This window comes from Kitasatospora sp. NPDC022785 (assembly GCF_055561295.1).
The window spans coordinates 381,450-398,739 of record NZ_JBVHHB010000001.1 but is presented as its reverse complement, the minus strand read 5'-3'; the positions used below and the strand labels follow the sequence as shown (position 1 = coordinate 398,739).

The 17,290-nt window shown below is 72.5% G+C and carries 14 protein-coding genes; 1 reads left to right on the top strand and 13 read right to left on the bottom strand.

Annotated features, from left to right (window positions below; genetic code table 11):
* Positions 1-4: 4 nt before the first annotated feature.
* Entirely contained in the window at positions 5-871 is an 867-nt protein-coding gene (locus ACZ3YO_RS01725) for a helix-turn-helix domain-containing protein (RefSeq protein ID WP_465545794.1), read from the bottom strand.
* A 79-nt stretch (positions 872-950) separates the two neighbouring features.
* Complete coding sequence (locus ACZ3YO_RS01720; RefSeq protein WP_465563438.1) at positions 951-2,225, bottom strand: MFS transporter; 1,275 nt, start codon at positions 2,223-2,225, stop codon at positions 951-953.
* A 73-nt stretch (positions 2,226-2,298) separates the two neighbouring features.
* Between ACZ3YO_RS01720 and ACZ3YO_RS01715 the strand changes: the two genes are divergently transcribed.
* Positions 2,299-3,267: a DUF5937 family protein gene (locus ACZ3YO_RS01715; protein WP_465563436.1), complete on the top strand. Its 969-nt coding sequence runs from the start codon at positions 2,299-2,301 to the stop codon at positions 3,265-3,267.
* Between the two features lie 261 nt (positions 3,268-3,528).
* Here the strand turns inward: ACZ3YO_RS01715 and ACZ3YO_RS01710 are convergent, their stop codons facing one another.
* The 11 genes from ACZ3YO_RS01710 to trpC all read right to left on the bottom strand — a co-directional run bounded on the left by ACZ3YO_RS01710 (position 3,529) and on the right by trpC (position 17,284).
* Positions 3,529-4,989 (bottom strand): glutamate synthase subunit beta, encoded by a 1,461-nt coding sequence (locus ACZ3YO_RS01710; RefSeq protein WP_465545788.1) that lies wholly within the window; start codon positions 4,987-4,989, stop codon positions 3,529-3,531.
* Positions 4,982-9,610, bottom strand: a complete 4,629-nt coding sequence (gltB, locus tag ACZ3YO_RS01705; RefSeq protein ID WP_465564149.1) for a glutamate synthase large subunit — start codon at positions 9,608-9,610, stop codon at positions 4,982-4,984. Before gltB ends, ACZ3YO_RS01710 begins: the two co-directional genes overlap by 8 nt.
* 552 nt (positions 9,611-10,162) lie before the next feature.
* On the bottom strand, positions 10,163-10,900 hold the full coding sequence (locus tag ACZ3YO_RS01700) for a VIT1/CCC1 transporter family protein (RefSeq protein ID WP_396319321.1): 738 nt from the start codon (positions 10,898-10,900) through the stop codon (positions 10,163-10,165).
* A 148-nt stretch (positions 10,901-11,048) separates the two neighbouring features.
* On the bottom strand, positions 11,049-12,035 hold the full coding sequence (gene lgt, locus ACZ3YO_RS01695) for a prolipoprotein diacylglyceryl transferase (RefSeq protein ID WP_465563431.1): 987 nt from the start codon (positions 12,033-12,035) through the stop codon (positions 11,049-11,051).
* A 142-nt stretch (positions 12,036-12,177) separates the two neighbouring features.
* Positions 12,178-13,041, bottom strand: a complete 864-nt coding sequence (locus ACZ3YO_RS01690) for a DsbA family protein (protein ID WP_465563428.1) — start codon at positions 13,039-13,041, stop codon at positions 12,178-12,180.
* Between the two features lie 63 nt (positions 13,042-13,104).
* Entirely contained in the window at positions 13,105-13,593 is a 489-nt protein-coding gene (locus tag ACZ3YO_RS01685; RefSeq protein ID WP_465563425.1) for a MauE/DoxX family redox-associated membrane protein, read from the bottom strand.
* Between the two features lie 125 nt (positions 13,594-13,718).
* Complete coding sequence (locus ACZ3YO_RS01680) at positions 13,719-13,979, bottom strand: hypothetical protein (RefSeq protein WP_396319325.1); 261 nt, start codon at positions 13,977-13,979, stop codon at positions 13,719-13,721.
* Positions 13,980-14,171: 192 nt separating this feature from the next.
* Positions 14,172-14,981: a tryptophan synthase subunit alpha gene (gene trpA, locus ACZ3YO_RS01675; RefSeq protein ID WP_465545778.1), complete on the bottom strand. Its 810-nt coding sequence runs from the start codon at positions 14,979-14,981 to the stop codon at positions 14,172-14,174.
* Positions 14,982-14,983: 2 nt separating this feature from the next.
* A complete protein-coding gene (gene trpB / locus ACZ3YO_RS01670; protein ID WP_465564146.1) occupies positions 14,984-16,270 on the bottom strand; it encodes a tryptophan synthase subunit beta in 1,287 nt (428 codons plus the stop codon).
* A gap of 47 nt (positions 16,271-16,317) precedes the next feature.
* Positions 16,318-16,467, bottom strand: coding sequence for a tryptophan biosynthesis modulator TrpM (gene trpM / locus ACZ3YO_RS01665; RefSeq protein WP_174315761.1), 150 nt, complete (start codon positions 16,465-16,467; stop codon positions 16,318-16,320).
* Between the two features lie 10 nt (positions 16,468-16,477).
* Positions 16,478-17,284, bottom strand: a complete 807-nt coding sequence (gene trpC / locus ACZ3YO_RS01660; protein ID WP_465545775.1) for an indole-3-glycerol phosphate synthase TrpC — start codon at positions 17,282-17,284, stop codon at positions 16,478-16,480.
* Positions 17,285-17,290: the final 6 nt, after the last annotated feature.

Below are 17,290 nucleotides of genomic sequence, written 5' to 3'. Positions count from 1 at the left end.
TGCTTCAAAGCTCTTGGCGTACGGAGCGAAGAAGTTCCCGTGTCCGCTCGGGGGAGAGTCCGTCCGCCGCCAGGCCGTCCATCGCGCCCGCGTACTCGGCCACCTCGGCGGGCTTGTCCAGGTACAGCGCGGTGGTGAACTGCTCCAGGTAGACGACGTCCGCGAGCTCCGGCTCGGCGAAGCCGAGCACCGAGAAGGCGCCGCCCTCCGCCCGCAGCCCTCCAAACCCCAGGGGCATCACCTGGAGCACCACGTTGGGCAGGTCGGTCAGCTCCAGCAGCCGGTCGATCTGGGCCCGCATCAGCTCCGGCCCGCCCCAGGGGCGGCGCAGCGCGGCCTCGTCCAGGACGGCGAGCAGCCGCGGCGGCCGTCCGGCGGTGAGGACCTGCTGGCGCCTCAGCCGGACCTCGACCCGCCGCTCGACCTCGCCCGGCTCGGTGACGTGGCCGCCGTGCGTGATCACGGCCCGCGCGTAGTCGGCGGTCTGCAGCAGCCCGTGGACGAACTGGACCTCGTAGCTGCGGATGTCGGAGGCGGCCTCCTCCAGCCCGAGGTAGGTCTGGAACCAGCCGGGCAGCACGTCGCCGTACGCGTGCCACCAGGACGTCGCGTTGGCGTCGCGGACGAGGCCGAGGACGGAGGCCCGTTCCTGCTCGGCCTCGACTCCGTACAGGGTGAGCAGGTCGGCGACGTCGCGCTCCTTGAAACCGACCCGGCCGAGCTCCATGCGGCTGATCTTCGACTCCGAGGCGCGGATCGAGTAGCCGGCCTCCTCCCGGCTGACGCCCCTGGCCTCTCGCAGCCTTCGCAGCTGGGAGCCCAGCAGCAGGCGCCGTACCGTGGCACCCCCGCCTGCCTGAGTCATGCTCATCCCGTCAACCTCCGCACCTCGCGCAGCCCCCCGGCCGTCGGGCGCAGTCTGCCACTTGGCACCGACAAACAACAGTCCGTCAGCGGAGGCGTTCCAGGCGCAGCAGTCCGGGCACCGCGGCCAGGCTCAGCACCAGCAGGAACAGCCACGGCCAGGCGGCGCCGCGGCCGAGGAGGAGGGTGAGCAGGACCGGGGCGACGGCCTGGCCGAGGTTCCAGGAGAGCTGGTAGACGGCGAGGTAGCGGCCGCGGCGGGCGGGGTCGGCGAGCGAGACGCTGAGCTCCTCCGCGTAGGGGGTGGCGACGGTCTCGGCGAGGTTGAAGACCGCCATCGCCGCGAACAGGCCGGCGGTGACGATCCAGCCGGGGGCGGCGGCCAGGAGCGCGAACAGGCCGAAGGAGAGCGCGTTGAGCAGGGCGCCGGCGGCGACCACCCGGGTGGGGCGGAACCGTTCGAGCCGGCGGGCCACCGCGTTCTGGGTGAGCACCACCTGGACGCCGTTGAGGACGAGCAGCGAGCCGGCCAGCCAGGCGTCGCGGTGCAGGCCCTCGGTGAGGTAGACGGCGAGCAGCATGCTGATGATCATCGAGCCGAAGACGAAGGCCAGGTGGACGACGACCAGCAGCAGGTACCGCCGGTCCCGCAGCACCGCCCGGTAGCCGCCGCGCTCCCGTTCCGCCGCCACGGGCTCCGCCGTCACGGACGGCGCCTTCGCGGGCGGCGCGGCGGGCTCCGCGGGGGCGGGCGTCGCCGCGGCCGGGCGCCAGGAGCCCAGCAGGGCCGCCGCCACCGCGTAGCTGGCCGCGTTGAGCACCACCAGTGCCCGCAGCCCGCCCGTCCCGTCGTCGGCCACCAGGACGGCGCCGAGCGCCCCGCCCAGCCCCATCCCGGTGTTGCGCAGCGTCTGCACCAGCGCGAACCAGCGGGTCCGCTCGCCCTCGGCGGAGGCCAGCACCACCAGGCCGGTACTGGAGGTCCAGTAGGCGACGTGCCCGATCTGGGTGAGCAGGCAGACCAGCACGATCTGCCAGGCCTGCCCGGCGAGCAGGAAGCCGCCGTAGGCGAGCGCGGAGAGCGCGTTGCCGCAGGCCGCCACCGCCCGGGCACCGTACCGGTCGATCAGCGGGCCGACGGCGATCGCGGTGGGCAGGGCCAGCAGCCGGGCCGTGGTGACGGCGGCGCCGATGGCGGCCAGGGTGAGGGTGGTGGTGCGGGCGAAGTAGACGAGTGTGAAGGCGAGGATCAGCCCGGTGCCGAGGCTGTCCACGAGGTGGGCGCCGATCAGGCGGTGGCGGCCGGCGGTCTCCGGGAGGCCGAGCCGGTCCCGGAGCGGGGGGAGCGTGGCGGTGGTCATGGCACGAGCTTCCCGGGCATGATCACCTCTGCACAGAGATTCCATTCTGATCGAATCCTCGACGGAGGCCGCCATGCTCGTCTGGGAGTTCTCGGCCCAGGACCTCGCCCGGACGCGCTTCGCCGCCTCGCCGCTGTCGGAGGTCGTCACCAGCGTGGAGGTGCTGAAGGAGCCGGGCCGGCACGGCGTCCACCTGCCCTGGGTGCGGCAGGCCCGGCAGCGGTTGGCCGGCGTCCGCTGGGAGCTGCTCTCCCAGCTGGTCCGGCTGCCCACGGTGTACGTGCCCGACTTCCTGACCCCGGTACCGGTGCACTCCACGCTCACCATCGAGCAGGCGGTGGCCGAGCTGGCCGCCGCCGACCCGGCGGTGGTCCGCCGCGACCTCGCCCGGCTCGACGGAGAACTCCCTCCGCTGGTCGCCGAGTTGTGGGCCGACCCGGAGGCGGGGCTGGCCAGGCTGGCGGCCGAGGTCCAGGCGTACTGGACGGCCGCGATCGCCCCGCACTGGCCGCGCATCCAGCGGCTCACCGAGGGCGAGATCCTGCGGCGGGCCCGCCAGATGTCGGCGGGCGGGCCGGCCGCGCTCTTCGCGGACCTGCACCCCCAGGTGAGCTGGGAGCGTGACACCCTGCGGATCGCCCACCGCCTGGTGGACGTGCAGCGGCGGCTGGACGGTGAGCGCGGCCTGGTCCTCGCCCCCACCGTCTTCGCCTGGCCGGGCGTCTACTCCCAGCTGAACCCGCCGTGGCAGCCGGGCCTGGTCTACCCGCCGCGCGGGGTGGCCACGCTGTGGGAGACGTCCGGGGCCGCCGTGCCGGACGGCCTGGCCAACGTGATCGGCCGTACCCGCGCCCGCCTGCTCGCCGAGCTCGACCCGCCGGCCTCGACCACCGAACTCGCCGCCCGCACCGGCCTGTCCGCCGCCAACGTCTCGCACCACCTGACCGCGCTGACCGGGGCGGGCCTGACCGCCCGCCACCGCACCGGCCGTACGGTGCTGTACGCCCGTACCGAGGCGGCCGAACTCCTGTTGCGCCAGTGACCCCGCACAGCCGGTCCCGGACGGCCGGTCCCGGACGCGAAGAGACACCGGACGCCAAGAGCCCCGGACGCCAACGGCCCCCGGACGCGAAGAGGCGCCCGCCCTCCACTGGTCGGGGAGAGGGCAGGCGCCTGGGTACCGCGTAGGCCCGGCGACGCTGGCGGGGGCAGCGGCTCGTACTCCCGGCAATGCGGTGCCGGGCGTTCGGGGGGGTGGCCCGGTCCCGCCGGCGGTGGGGCCGCCGGCGGGTCGGGCGGGGCGTCAGACCACCAGCGGGCGGTCCGTGGGCCGGATCGGGGCGGGCAGCGGGGTCTTGCCGCCCAGGTACTTGTCCACCGCGGCGGCGGCCGAGCGGCCCTCCGCGATGGCCCAGACGATCAGCGACTGGCCGCGGCCGGCGTCACCGCAGACGTACACGCCGTCCACGTTGGTGGCGAACCGGCCGTCCCGCGCCACGTTGCCGCGGGCGTCCAGCTCGACGCCGAGCTGCTCCACCAGGCCGTTCCTGACGTCCGTGCCGGTGAAGCCCATGGCGAGGGTCACGAGCTGGGCCGGGATCGACCGCTCGGTACCGGGCACCGGCTCGAACCGGCCGTCCTTGAACTCCACCTCGACGAGGTGCAGCTCCTGGACGTTGCCGTCCTCGTCGCCCGTGAAGTGGGTGGTGTTGACCGCGTAAATCCGCTCACCGCCCTCCTCGTGGGCCGAGGTGACCTTGTACGTCATCGGCATGGTCGGCCAGGGCTGGTGACCGGGGCGGTCGTCGCCGGGCCGCGGCATGATCTCCAGCTGGGTGACCGAGGCCGCCCCCTGGCGCAGCGCGGTGCCGAGGCAGTCGGCGCCGGTGTCGCCGCCGCCGATGACGACGACGTGCTTGCCCTTGGCGGTGATCGGCGGCTCGACGAAGTCGCCCTCCTGCACCTTGTTGGCCAGCGGCAGGTACTCCATGGCCTGGTGGATGCCCTTGAGCTCGCGCCCGGGCACCGGCAGGTCGCGGGCGGTGGTGGCGCCGGCGGCCACGACGACCGCGTCGAAGCGCTCGCGCAGCTGCTGCCCGGTGATGTCCTCGCCGACGTGGACGCCGGTGCGGAACCGGGTGCCCTCCGCGCGCATCTGCTCGATGCGGCGGTTGATGTGGCGCTTCTCCATCTTGAACTCGGGGATGCCGTAGCGCAGCAGGCCGCCGATGCGGTCGGCGCGCTCGTACACCACCACGGTGTGCCCGGCCCGGGTGAGCTGCTGGGCGACGGCCAGGCCGGCCGGGCCGGAGCCGACGACGGCGACCGTCTTGCCGGACAGCCGCTCCGGGATCTGCGGCGTGACGCCGCCGCGGTCCCAGGCCTTGTCGATGATGGTGACCTCGACGTTCTTGATGGTCACCGCGTCCTGGTTGATGCCCAGCACGCACGCGGACTCACAGGGAGCCGGGCAGAGCCGCCCGGTGAACTCCGGGAAGTTGTTGGTCGCGTGGAGCCGCTCGATCGCGCCGGCGAAGTCGTCGCGGTAGGCGAGGTCGTTCCACTCGGGGATGAGGTTCCCGAGCGGGCAGCCGTTGTGGCAGAACGGGATGCCGCAGTCCATGCAGCGGCCGGCCTGCTTGGTGATGATCGGCAGGAGGCTGCGCTCGACGTAGACCTCGTTCCAGTCCCGCAGACGGACGTCCACGGGCCGGCGCTCGGCCAGCTGCTTGCCGGTGGTCAGGAAGCCCTTGGGGTCAGCCACGTGCCGCCTCCATCATCTTGCGAGTGGTCTCGGCCTCGGAGAGGCCATCGCGCTCAGCGGCGTCCTTGGCGGCGAGCACAGCCTTGTAGTCGGTCGGCATGATCTTGGAGAAGCGGGAGACCCCGCTGCCCCAGTCGGCCAGGAGCTCGGCGGCCACGGTGGAGCCGGTCTCCTCGTAGTGCTGCTGCACGGTCTCGCGCAGCCAGTCGCGGTCGGCGGCGGTCGGGGCCTCGATGCCCACCATGCCGTCGTTCACGTTGGCGGGGCGCAGGTCCAGCACGTAGGCGATACCGCCGGACATGCCCGCCGCCAGGTTGCGACCGGTCTCGCCGAGGATGACGACCCGGCCGCCGGTCATGTACTCCAGGCCGTGGTCGCCCACGCCCTCGACCACCAGGGTCGCACCGGAGTTGCGGACGGCGAAACGCTCGCCGGCCTTGCCGCGCAGGTGGACGCGGCCGCCGGTGGCGCCGTAGCCGATGGTGTTGCCGGCGATGACGTGGTTCTGCGCGTCGGCGCCGATCGCGGCGGCGTCCCGGGCCGGGCGGACGACGACCACACCGCCGGAGAGGCCCTTGCCGACGTAGTCGTTGGCGTCGCCCTCCAGCCGCAGCGTGACGCCCTTCGGCACGAAGGCGCCGAACGACTGGCCGGCCGAGCCGGTGAAGGTCACGTCGATGGTGCCCTCGGGCAGGCCCTCGCCGCGGTACCGCTTCGTCACCTCGTGGCCGAGCATGGTGCCGACCGTGCGGTTGACGTTGCGGATCGGCAGCTGGATGCGGACGGCGTCGCCGCGCTCCAGGGCGTCCTGGGCCAGGTCGATCAGCTGGTTGTCCAGGGCCTTGTCGAGCGCGTGGTCCTGCGTGGTAGTGCAGTGCAGGGCCGCGCCCTCGGGCAGCTCGGGCACGTGGAAGAGCGGGGCCAGGTCGAGCCCGGCGGCCTTCCAGTGGTCGATCGCGGCGGCCGCGTTGATGTGCTCGGCGTGGCCGACGGCCTCCTCGATCGAGCGGAAGCCCAGCTCGGCCAGGATCTCCCGGACCTCCTCGGCGATGAACTCGAAGAAGTTGACCACGAACTCGGGCTTGCCGGAGAAGCGGTCCCGCAGCACCGGGTTCTGGGTGGCGACGCCGACCGGGCAGGTGTCCAGGTGGCAGACGCGCATCATGATGCAGCCGGAGACGACCAGCGGGGCGGTGGCGAAGCCGAACTCCTCGGCGCCCAGCAGCGCGGCGATGACCACGTCGCGGCCGGTCTTCAGCTGGCCGTCGGTCTGGACGACGATGCGGTCGCGCAGGCCGTTGAGCAGCAGGGTCTGCTGGGTCTCGGCGAGGCCGAGCTCCCAGGGCCCGCCCGCGTGCTTGAGCGAGGTCAGCGGCGAGGCGCCGGTGCCGCCGTCGTGGCCGGAGACCAGGACCACGTCCGCGTGCGCCTTGGAGACACCCGCGGCGACCGTGCCGACGCCGACCTCGGAGACCAGCTTCACGTGGATGCGGGCCGCCGGGTTGGCGTTCTTGAGGTCGTGGATCAGCTGGGCCAGGTCCTCGATGGAGTAGATGTCGTGGTGCGGCGGCGGGGAGATCAGGCCGACACCCGGGGTGGAGTGCCGGGTCTTGGCGACCCACGGGTACACCTTGTGGCCGGGCAGCTGGCCGCCCTCGCCGGGCTTGGCGCCCTGGGCCATCTTGATCTGGATGTCGTCCGCGTTGACCAGGTACTCGGAGGTGACGCCGAACCGGCCGGAGGCGACCTGCTTGATCGCCGAGCGGCGCTCCGGGTCGTACAGGCGGTCCGGGTCCTCGCCGCCCTCACCGGTGTTGGACTTGCCGCCGAGGCGGTTCATCGCGATGGCGAGGGTCTCGTGCGCCTCACGGGAGATCGAGCCGTACGACATGGCGCCGGTGGAGAAGCGCTTGACGATCTCGGAGACCGGCTCGACCTCGTCGACGGAGATCGGGGTGCGGCCGAGGCCGTCCAGCCGGAACAGGCCGCGCAGCGTCATCAGCCGCTCGGACTGCTCGTTCACCCGGTCCGTGTACTGCTTGAAGATGTCGTACCGGCGGTTGCGGGTGGAGTGCTGGAGCCGGAAGACGGTGTCCGGGTCGAACAGGTGCGGCTCGCCCTCGCGGCGCCACTGGTACTCGCCGCCTATGTCCAGCGCGCGGTGCGCGGCGGGGATGCCGGAGGCCGGGTACGCCTTGGCGTGGCGGGCGGCCACCTCCTTGGCGATCTGCTCCAGGCCGATTCCGCCGAGCTTGGTCGTGGTGCCGGCGAAGTAGGTGCCGACGAGCTCCTGGGAGAGGCCGATCGCCTCGAAGACCTGCGCGCCGCGGTAGGAGGCGACGGTGGAGATGCCCATCTTGGACATGACCTTGAGCACGCCCTTGCCGAGCGCCTTGATCAGGTTCTTGATGGCCTTCTCGGGCTCGACGCCCTCGATGAAGACGCCCTGGGCGACGAGGTCCTCGACGGACTCCATGGCCAGGTACGGGTTGACCGCGCCGGCGCCGTAGCCGATCAGCAGCGCGACGTGGTGCACCTCGCGGACGTCACCGGCCTCGACCAGCAGCGACACCTGGGTGCGCTGCTTGGTGCGGATGAGGTGGTGGTGGATCGCGGAGGTGAGCAGCAGCGAGGGGATCGGGGCGTGCTCGGCGTCGGAGTGCCGGTCGGAGAGCACGACGATCCGGGCGCCGTCGGCGATCGCGGCGTCGGCCTCGGCGGCGATCTCGGCCAGGCGGGCGGCCAGGCCCTCGCCGCCGGTGGCGACCTTGTAGAGGCCGGACAGGGTGACGGCCTTGAGCCCGGGCTGGTCGCCGTCGGCGTTGATGTGGACGAGCTTGGCCAGCTCGTCGTTGTCGATCACCGGGAAGGTGATGCCGACGGAACGGCAGGCGGCGGCCTCGGCGGCCAGCAGGTTGCCCTCGGGGCCGAGGTTGGACAGCAGCGAGGTGACGAGCTCCTCGCGGATGGCGTCCAGCGGCGGGTTGGTGACCTGCGCGAAGAGCTGCACGAAGTAGTCGAACAGCAGGCGCGGCTTCTCGGAGAGCGCGGCGATCGGGCTGTCGGTGCCCATCGAGCCGAGCGCCTCGCCGCCGGTCTTCGCCATCGGCGCCAGGATGACCCGCAGCTCCTCCTCGGTGTAGCCGAAGGTCTGCTGGCGGCGGGTGACCGACGCGTGGGTGTGCGCGATGTGCTCGCGCTCGGGCAGCTTGGCGAGCTGGATCTGGCCGCCGGCCACCCACTCCGCGTAGGGGTGCTCGGAGGCCAGCGCCGACTTGATCTCCTCGTCCTCGACGATGCGGTGCTCCGCGGTGTCGATGAGGAACATCTTGCCGGGCTGCAGGCGGCCCTTCTTGGCGACCTTCTCCTGCTCGATGTCGAGCACGCCGACCTCGGAGGAGAGGACGACCAGGCCGTCCTCGGTGATCCAGTAGCGGGCCGGGCGCAGGCCGTTGCGGTCCAGCACGGCGCCGATCTGGGTGCCGTCGGTGAAGGTGACGCAGGCCGGACCGTCCCAGGGCTCCATCAGGTTGGAGTGGTACTGGTAGAACGCGCGGCGGGCCGGGTCCATGGTGGCGTGGTTCTCCCACGCCTCCGGGATCATCATCAGCACCGAGTGCGGCAGCGAGCGGCCGCCGAGGTGGAGCAGCTCCAGGACCTCGTCGAAGGACGCCGAGTCGGAGTGGTCCGGGGTGCAGACGGGGAAGATCCGGCTCAGCCCCTGGCCCTTGCTGTTGGCGGGGATGAGGTCGGTGGCGAGCTGGGACTCGCGGGCGGTCATCCAGTTCCGGTTGCCCTTGACCGTGTTGATCTCGCCGTTGTGCGCGACGAAGCGGTACGGGTGGGCGAGCGGCCAGCTCGGGAAGGTGTTGGTGGAGAACCGCGAGTGCACCAGGCCGAGCGCGGAGGCGTAGAGCCGGTCCGACAGGTCGGGGAAGAAGGGCTCCAGCTGGCCGGTGGTCAGCATGCCCTTGTAGACGATGGTGCGCGCGGAGAGCGACGGGAAGTAGACGCCGGCCTCACGCTCGGAGCGCTTGCGGACGACGAAGGCGATCCGGTCCAGCGCGATGCCCTCGACGCCGTCCTTGCCCAGGCTCCGCCCATTGCCCGCTGCCGCGAGGAACACCTGCCGGAAGCGCGGCATCACGCTGCGGGCGGTGGCGCCCAGCAGGTCCGGGGTGACCGGGACGTCGCGCCAGCCGAGGACGGTCAGGCCCTCCTCGGCGGCGATGGCCCCGATCTGCGCGACGGCGGCGGCGGCGGCCGCGTCCTCGTCGGGCAGGAAGGCGATGCCGACCGCGTACGCGCCGGCGACGGGCAGCTCGAAGTCGACCTTGGAGCGCAGGAATGCGTCCGGGACCTGCGTCAGGATGCCCGCGCCGTCACCGGAGTCCGGCTCGGCGCCGGTGGCGCCGCGGTGCTCCAGGTTGCGCAGGACGGTCAGCGCCTGCTCGACGATCTTGTGGTCGGCGATGCCGGTCAGCGTGGCGACGAAGCCGACGCCACAGGCGTCGTGCTCGTTTCGCGGGTCGTACAGGCCCTGAGCAGCAGGTCGCGCATCCGGAACGAGCGCGTACGGCGGGCGCGCTGCGCCGGCCTGGGGCTCGTTGGCGGAGTGCATGGATGCAGACAGCATCGGCTCTCCCGTCGTCGTCATTCGTTACCTCCCAGCAGAGGGCTGGGGGAGCTGGTGCAGTAGGGACGACGTTGGCCCTGGTGCGATTTCGTGCAAGTTACATGATGCCCAAGATCCCGGGAAGCGGAATATCGCGTCCACATCGCGGACGGATGCGCAGGTCAAGGGCGCAATGAGAGGACGTGCCACAGCGCACGTCCCGACGATTGTGCCCGGCGGTGGGCCGCTCGAAACAGGGGCGAAATCCCCCGGCCACAGAAGCCGATCAAGGTCGCCTGCGAATCCATTCCCGGAGTCGGCCCCAGGATGCGAATCCGCGGCTCCTGGGCCCGAATGGTGAGACTAGGCCAGGCGCCATCCGCCCTCCATGTGCGGAACGTCACGCGATCCGTCGCATAATCATGCAGGTCGCTGTACCATCCCACGACCCGGCTCCGGGCCGCTCACCCGCCCGACACTCCGCCGGCCGAGGTGGCGGCCCGGCCGCTCGCCCGAGGTGGCCGCCGGCCCGCTCACCCGACGTGACTGCCCGGCCGCTCAGCCGACGTGGCCGCCGATCAGCCAGCCCAGCAGGTACGTCACCCCGGCCGCCGCCCCGCCCAGCAGCAGCTGCCGCAGCCCGCTGAACCACCAGGTGCGCGCCGTCACCCGGGCCACCACGGCGCCACACGCGAAGAGACCGGCAACGGAGAGCAGCAGCGCCGGCACCAGCGAGGTCGCGCCCAGCAGGTACGGCAGCAGCGGCAGCAGCGCGCCGACCGCGAAGCAGACGAACGAGGAGCCGGCTGCGACCCACGGCGAGGGCAGGTCGTTGGGGTCGACGCCCAGCTCCTCCCGGACGTGCACCTCCAGCGTCCGGTTCGGGTCGGCGGAGAGCTGGCGGGCCACCTCGTGCGCCAGCGCCGGCTCCACCCCGCGCGCCACGTACAGCTCGGCCAGCTCGGCCAGCTCTCCGTGGGGGTTGCGGCTCAGCTCGAGCCGCTCGGCCTCGATCTCGGCCTGCACCAGCTCACGCTGGGAGGCCACCGAGGTGTACTCCCCCGCCGCCATCGAGCAGGCGCCCGCCGCCAGGCCGGCCAGGCCGGTCAGCACCACCGTGCTGCTGGAGACCGCGCCGCCCACCACGCCGGTCATCAGCGCGAAGTTGGAGACCAGCCCGTCCATCGCGCCGAACACGGCCGGGCGCAGCCAGCCGCCGTTCACATCGCGGTGGTGCCCGGCGGCGGGTATGCGGGGGTGGTGCCCGGCCTCGGGGTCAAGGGTGGTCGCGCTCACTGTTTTCGGGCCTCCGTCCGATCGTCTGATGATTCGAACGTAGCCCGCCCGGCCTGGGCATTTCCAGCAAAGTAAGGCTGTCCGAACAGCGCTCCGGCCGCCCTCCGCGAGGTGCGGAAGAGCGGCCGGAGGCGATGGAAGTCGCTGGTCAGGTGAGGTTCTTGGCGTCCTTGCCGGCACTTCCGCGGGCCGCGTCGGCCGGCTCGGTGTCCACCTTCTTGTCCGAGGGGCGAGACTGTGCGGCGCTCCCGTCCGAGGCACCCGTCGCCTCGGAAGCACCGGACGGGCCGGTCGCCGCCGGATCGGTCGCCGTCGGGTCGATGCTCGCCGGGTCCTCCCGGCCGGGCCGCTTCTTCCCGACGATCACGAAGTAGGCGACGGCGGCCAGGAACACCGCGATCGCCACCCAGTCGTTGAGCCGCAGGCCCAGGATCACGTGCGCCTCGTCGATCCGCAGCCACTCGGTCCAGAACCGGCCGACCGTGTACGCGGCCACGTACAGCGCGAAGGCCCGGCCGTGGCCGAGGGTGAACCGGCGGTCCGCCCAGATCACCAGCAGCGCGACCCCGACGCACCAGAGCGACTCGTAGAGGAAGGTCGGGTGGTAGACCCCGGTGACGACCTCACCGTTGGGCAGCGTCTTGTCGATCTCCAGGCCCCACGGCAGCGTGGTCTCCCGGCCGTACAGCTCCTGGTTGAACCAGTTGCCCCAGCGGCCCATCGCCTGCGCGAGCGCGATGCCCGGCGCGATGGCGTCGGCGTAGGCGGGCAGCGGCACGCCCCGGCGGCGGGCGCCGATCCAGGCGCCGACCGCGCCCAGCGCGATCGCGCCCCAGATCCCGAGGCCGCCCTCCCAGATCTTGAAGGCGTTCCAGGGGTTCTTGCCCTCGCCGAAGTACAGCTGGTGGTCGGTGATCACGTGGTAGAGCCGGCCGCCGACCAGGCCGAACGGCACAGCCCAGACGGCGATGTCGCCGACCGTGTGCTTGCCACCGCCCCGGGCGACCCAGCGCTTGCTGCCGAGCCAGACGGCCACGACGACACCGAGGATGATGCAGAAGGCGTAGGCGCGCAGCGGGATCGGTCCGAGATAGAGGACGCCCCGCGACGGGCTGGGAATGTAGGCGATATCCATGGCAGCTCCGACGCTACAGGGTCGGCGGCCCGCCCCGGACACCCCCGGGGTCACAGATCCCGAACAACAGGGTGCGCGGCGGCTCGCCGCCCCCTCCGGACGGGGAGGGGACGGCGGCGGGCGGGCCCGGCCGGGCCGGTCCTCAGCCGGCCTTCGGCGACGGGTTGTTGCTCTCCGAGGCGGTGCTGGTGGGCGCCGGGGACTGGCCGTGCGAGCCGGTCGTGCCCAGCGGCTTGCCCTGGTTGGCGGCGTCCACCCACTTCACCAGGTTCTGCGGGGTGATCTCCTCGCTGCCGTTCTTCGGGTAGATCGGCTGGCCGTTGAGCAGCACCGTCGGCGTCGACTTGTAGCTGGACTTGTCGAAGTCCTGCTGGACGGCGGAGACCCAGCCGCCGTACTTGTTGTCGTTGACGCAGGCCTCGAAGGCCGGCGTGTCCAGGCCGTCGACCTGCTTGGCCAGGCTGATCAGGGTGGCCTTGTCGCCGAAGGCGTCGTTGGTCTCGTCCGGCTGGTTGCGGTAGAGCACGTCGTGGTAGTCACGGAAGTGCCCCGCGTCCTGGGCGCAGGCCAGCGCGTTGGCCCCGTACTTGGAGCCCTTGCCAGGCACGGCCCGGTCGATGAACGACACGACGTGGTAGTTGGTGTAGATCTTGCCCGCGTCCTCCAGCTGGTCGACGGTCGACGAGAACTCACGCTCGAAGGTGCCGCAGGCGGGGCAGCGCGGGTCCTCGTAGACGGTGAGGACGGACGGGGCGTTGTCCGCGCCGACCGGGACGACCAGGTTCTTGTCGCCGATCGTGCCGACCGGGGCGGCGGCCGGGGTCTCCGGCTTGGAGCGCTCGTTCTGCACCACGACGCCGGTGATCACGGCGGCGGCGATCACCGCCAGCACCGCCCCGCCCACCAGCAGCTTCTTCTTCCGCCGGGCGCGGGCCTCGTCGGCCGCCCGCTCCGCCTGCATCCGCTCGCGGGCGGTGCGCTTGCCTTCTCGGTTCTTCTCGCTCATCTGCCTTGACATCCACAATCGGGGGGGAGGGCCAGGTCGGGGTGGGTGCGGGGTGCCTGCCGGTCAGGTCGCCAGCCAGCCGTCCACGGAGAACTTGGTGCGGGGCCGCCAGAGCAGCCAGCCGGCCAGCAGCAGGAAGCCGGTGTCGCGCAGGATCTCCTGGAGGTATTCCGTCTGCGACGCGTCCACCGCTCCGCCGCCGCCGAAACAGCCGCAGTCGATCGAGATGCCGCGGGCCCAGGCGGAGGCGATCCCCCCGATGAAGGCGAGCAGCAGCAGCGCGGAGACCGCGGCCACCAGCCGCACCCCCAGCCCGATCACCAGCAGCGCCGCGAGCGCCAGTTCCAGGAACGGCAGCCCGTACCCCACCGGTTTGACCAGCGACTCGGGCAGGATCTCGTACGCGCGCACGGCCTGGGCGGCCGCTGCCGGGTCGGAGATCTTGGCCAGACCGGCCCAGCCCCAGACCACGGCGAGGCCCAGCCGCACCGCCGTACCGACCCATTCCGTCCACACCACGCTGCTGCGCCGCACCGCCGGGCCGGCCGCCATAGAGGTAACCCCCTCGGGAAACACCTTCACTTCCTGATGAACCGTAAGGGATGAAGGGCGGTTCCTCCATATTCAGGAATTAAGCCGAAAGAGTGACGGCTTATAAGGTTCTGTCCGAATCCGCGCTAGCGGCCGCCGGTGCCGCAGCCGGGCGGGCGCCCCGGGCCGTCCAGCGCCGGGCGCCCCAGCAGATGCGACCGCGCGGCCCTGGCCACCGCGTCCGCCCGGGCCGCCTGCGCGCACACGTACGCCTCCCGCTCGGCGCGCTCCGCACCCCGCTTGGCCAGCGCCTCCCCCACCACGGTGTGGTCAGCCCCGACCGCGGCACCCAGCGCCAGCACGGCCGCGGCCGCCCGCAGCAGCACCGCTCGCTGGAGACCCGGCACCGGCGGACCCCTTCCGTTCGTCTCACGCCCCCCGCGCACGTCGTTCGTGCACTCGTCCCTCCACTCAACGCCGGTCAACCCCCGCTGATGCGTCAGAGCGCCACTGTTCACCCGTTCGGGTTCCACCCGGGGACGACGACGGCCCGCCGCCCCCGGTGGAGGGGGCGGCGGGCCGTCACGGAGCGGATGTGCCTACCGGCGGCGGACGCCCTCCGCCAGCTCGCCGGCCAGGGTACGGACGGCCGCCAGTGCGGCCTGCTCGTCACCGTCGGCGTCCAGGATCCGCTGGACGAAGGCCGAGCCGACGATCACGCCGTCGGCGAAGCCGGCCACCTGGGCGGCCTGGTCGGCCGTCGAGACGCCGAGGCCGACGCAGACCGGCAGCGCCGTGGTGGCCCGGGTACGGGCGACCAGGTCCTCGGCGAGGTCGCCGACCTGGGCGCGGGAGCCGGTCACGCCCATCACCGCGGCCGCGTAGACGAAGCCGGAGCCCGCCGCGGTCACCTCGGCGAGGCGCTTGTCCTTGCTGCTCGGGGCGACCACGAAGACGGTGTCGAGCCCGTGCTCGTCCGCCGCCTTGCGCCACTCCTCGGACTCCTCCACCGGCAGGTCCGGCAGGATGCAGCCGGCGCCGCCGGCGGCGGCCAGGTCGGCGGCGAACCGCGCGGCGCCGTAGCGCTCGACCGGGTTCCAGTAGGTCATGACCAGCACCGCCGCCCCGGGGTGGGCACCGGCCACCTCCTGGACGGTGCGCAGCACGTCCTTGATCCGCACGCCGGCCCGCAGCGCGATGTCGTCCGCGGTCTGGATGGTCGGGCCGTCCAGCACCGGGTCGGAGTGCGGCAGGCCGACCTCGACGATGTCGCAGCCACCCTCGACCAGCGCGTTGACGGCGCGCACGCCGCCGTCGACGCTCGGGAAGCCGGCCGGCAGGTAGCCGATCAGCGCGGCGCGGTTCTCCGCCTTGGCGGCGGCCAGGATGCCGCTGAGCTTCGAAGCCATGGTCACTTACCCCCGTTGCCGGCGCCGTCGGCCCCGTTGTCGCCGTTGTCGCCGGCCGGGTTGTTGCCGGCCTCGTCGTACAGGCCGAAGTACTCGGCCGCGGTGTGCATGTCCTTGTCGCCGCGCCCGGAGAGCGAGACCAGGATGGTGGCCTCGGGCCCGAGCTCGCGGCCCAGCTCCAGGGCGCCGGCCAGGGCGTGGGCGCTCTCGATGGCCGGGATGATGCCCTCGGTGCGGGACAGCAGCCGCAGCGCCTGCATGGCGGCGTCGTCGGTGACCGGGCGGTACTCGGCCCGGCCCGTGTCCTTCAGCCAGGCGTGCTCCGGGCCGACGCCCGGGTAGTCCAGGCCGGCCGAGATCGAGTGCGACTCGATGGTCTGGCCGTCCTCGTCCTGCAGGACGTAGGTGCGGGAGCCGTGCAGCACGCCCGGATCGCCCTTGGTGAGGGTGGCGGCGTGCTTCGGGGTCTCGGCGCCCTCGCCGGCCGCCTCGCAGCCGATCAGGCGCACGCCCGCGTCCGGGATGAACTCGTGGAAGATGCCCATCGCGTTGGAGCCGCCGCCGACGCAGGCGACGACGGCGTCCGGCAGCCTGCCGGTCCGGTCGAGGACCTGCTGGCGCGCCTCGACGCCGATGACCCGGTGGAAGTCGCGGACCATCATCGGGAACGGGTGCGGGCCGGCCACGGTGCCGAACAGGTAGTGGGTGGAGTCCACGTTGGCGACCCAGTCGCGGAACGCCTCGTTGATGGCGTCCTTGAGGGTGCGGCTGCCGGACTTCACGGCCACCACCTCGGCGCCGAGCATCCGCATCCGGGCGACGTTCAGCGCCTGGCGCCGGGTGTCGACCTCGCCCATGTAGATGGTGCAGTCGAAGCCGAACAACGCGCAGGCGGTGGCGGTGGCCACGCCGTGCTGCCCGGCGCCGGTCTCGGCGATGATCCGGGTCTTGCCCATCCTCCGGGTGAGCAGCGCCTGGCCCAGCACGTTGTTGATCTTGTGCGAGCCGGTGTGGTTGAGGTCCTCGCGCTTGAGCAGGATGCGCGCGCCGCCCGCCTCCGCGGAGAAGCGGTGCACGTCGGTGAGCGGGCTGGGGCGGCCGGTGTAGTCCTTGAGCAGCCCGTCCAGCTCGGCGGCGAACGCCGGATCGGCCTTGGCCTTCTCGTACTCCTCGGCGACCTGCTCCACGGCGGCGACCAGCGCCTCCGGGATGAAGCGGCCCCCGTAGGCGCCGAAGTAACCGCGGGCGTCCGGCACCTCGGCGCCGGGCAGGTAGTCCTTCTCGGACATGGTGAAGTCCTTCTGGAAGATGACGACAGTGACGTCGGAACGGCTGGTCAGCCGCGCGTCCTGCGCCATCGCCGGCCCTGCACCTGCCCGGGCTCGCAGCCGATCACGTAGCGCACCCGCCTGCCCAGCACCCGGCGTGCGGGCGCGCGGCAGCCGCGCGGGCGGCAGCCGGGGGCGAGACGGGAGGCGAGTTTCATGGCGGCGGGGTCAGTCCTTGTGCCGCAGGGCGGGGTGGGCACCGGCCGCGACCAGGTCGGCCACGGCGGCGCGCGGGTCCTTGCCGGTCACCAGGGACTCGCCGACCAGCACCGCGTCGGCGCCCAGGTTGGCGTAGGAGATCACGTCCAGCGGGCCGCGCACCCCGGACTCGGCGACCTTGACGACGCTGTCCGGGATCGCGTGGACGACGTTGCCGAAGGTGTTGCGGTCCACCTCGAGGGTCTTGAGGTTGCGGGCGTTGACTCCGATGATCTTCGCGCCGGCGTCCACCGCGCGGGCGATCTCCTCCTCGTCGTGCACCTCGACCAGCGGGGTGAGGCCGATCGACTCGGCGCGCTCGATCAGCGACACCAGGGCCGGCTGGTCGAGGGCGGCGACGATCAGCAGCGCGAGGTCGGCACCGTGGGCGCGGGCCTCCCAGAGCTGGTAGGCGGTGACGATGAAGTCCTTGCGCAGCAGCGGGGTGTCCACCGCGGCGCGGACGGCGTCCAGGTCGGCGAGCGACCCGCCGAAGCGGCGCTGCTCGGTCAGGACGCTGATCGCGGCGGCGCCACCGGCCGCGTAGTCGGATGCCAAGGCGGCCGGATCGGCGATCGCGGCCAGTGCGCCCTTCGACGGGCTGGAGCGCTTGACCTCGCAGATCACCCGCACGCCGTCGCCCCGGAGGGCGGCGACGCCGTCCTTGGCGTCCGGAGCCTTGGCGGCGAGCTCCTTGAGCTCGTCCAGGGAGACCCGGGCCTGCCGCTCGGCGAGGTCCTCGCGGACCCCTTCGATGATCGAGTCGAGCACACTCACGCAAGC

Coding starts and splice junctions, on each gene's coding strand:
- ACZ3YO_RS01725 (WP_465545794.1), bottom strand. CDS start 871: ATGAGCATGACTCAGGCAGGCGGGGGTGCCACGGTACGGCGCCTGCTG.
- ACZ3YO_RS01720 (WP_465563438.1), bottom strand. CDS start 2,225: ATGACCACCGCCACGCTCCCCCCGCTCCGGGACCGGCTCGGCCTCCCG.
- ACZ3YO_RS01715 (WP_465563436.1), top strand. CDS start 2,299: ATGCTCGTCTGGGAGTTCTCGGCCCAGGACCTCGCCCGGACGCGCTTC.
- gltB (WP_465564149.1), bottom strand. CDS start 9,610: ATGCACTCCGCCAACGAGCCCCAGGCCGGCGCAGCGCGCCCGCCGTAC.
- lgt (WP_465563431.1), bottom strand. CDS start 12,035: ATGGATATCGCCTACATTCCCAGCCCGTCGCGGGGCGTCCTCTATCTC.
- ACZ3YO_RS01690 (WP_465563428.1), bottom strand. CDS start 13,041: ATGAGCGAGAAGAACCGAGAAGGCAAGCGCACCGCCCGCGAGCGGATG.
- ACZ3YO_RS01685 (WP_465563425.1), bottom strand. CDS start 13,593: ATGGCGGCCGGCCCGGCGGTGCGGCGCAGCAGCGTGGTGTGGACGGAA.
- trpA (WP_465545778.1), bottom strand. CDS start 14,981: ATGGCTTCGAAGCTCAGCGGCATCCTGGCCGCCGCCAAGGCGGAGAAC.
- trpB (WP_465564146.1), bottom strand. CDS start 16,270: ATGTCCGAGAAGGACTACCTGCCCGGCGCCGAGGTGCCGGACGCCCGC.
- trpM (WP_174315761.1), bottom strand. CDS start 16,467: ATGAAACTCGCCTCCCGTCTCGCCCCCGGCTGCCGCCCGCGCGGCTGC.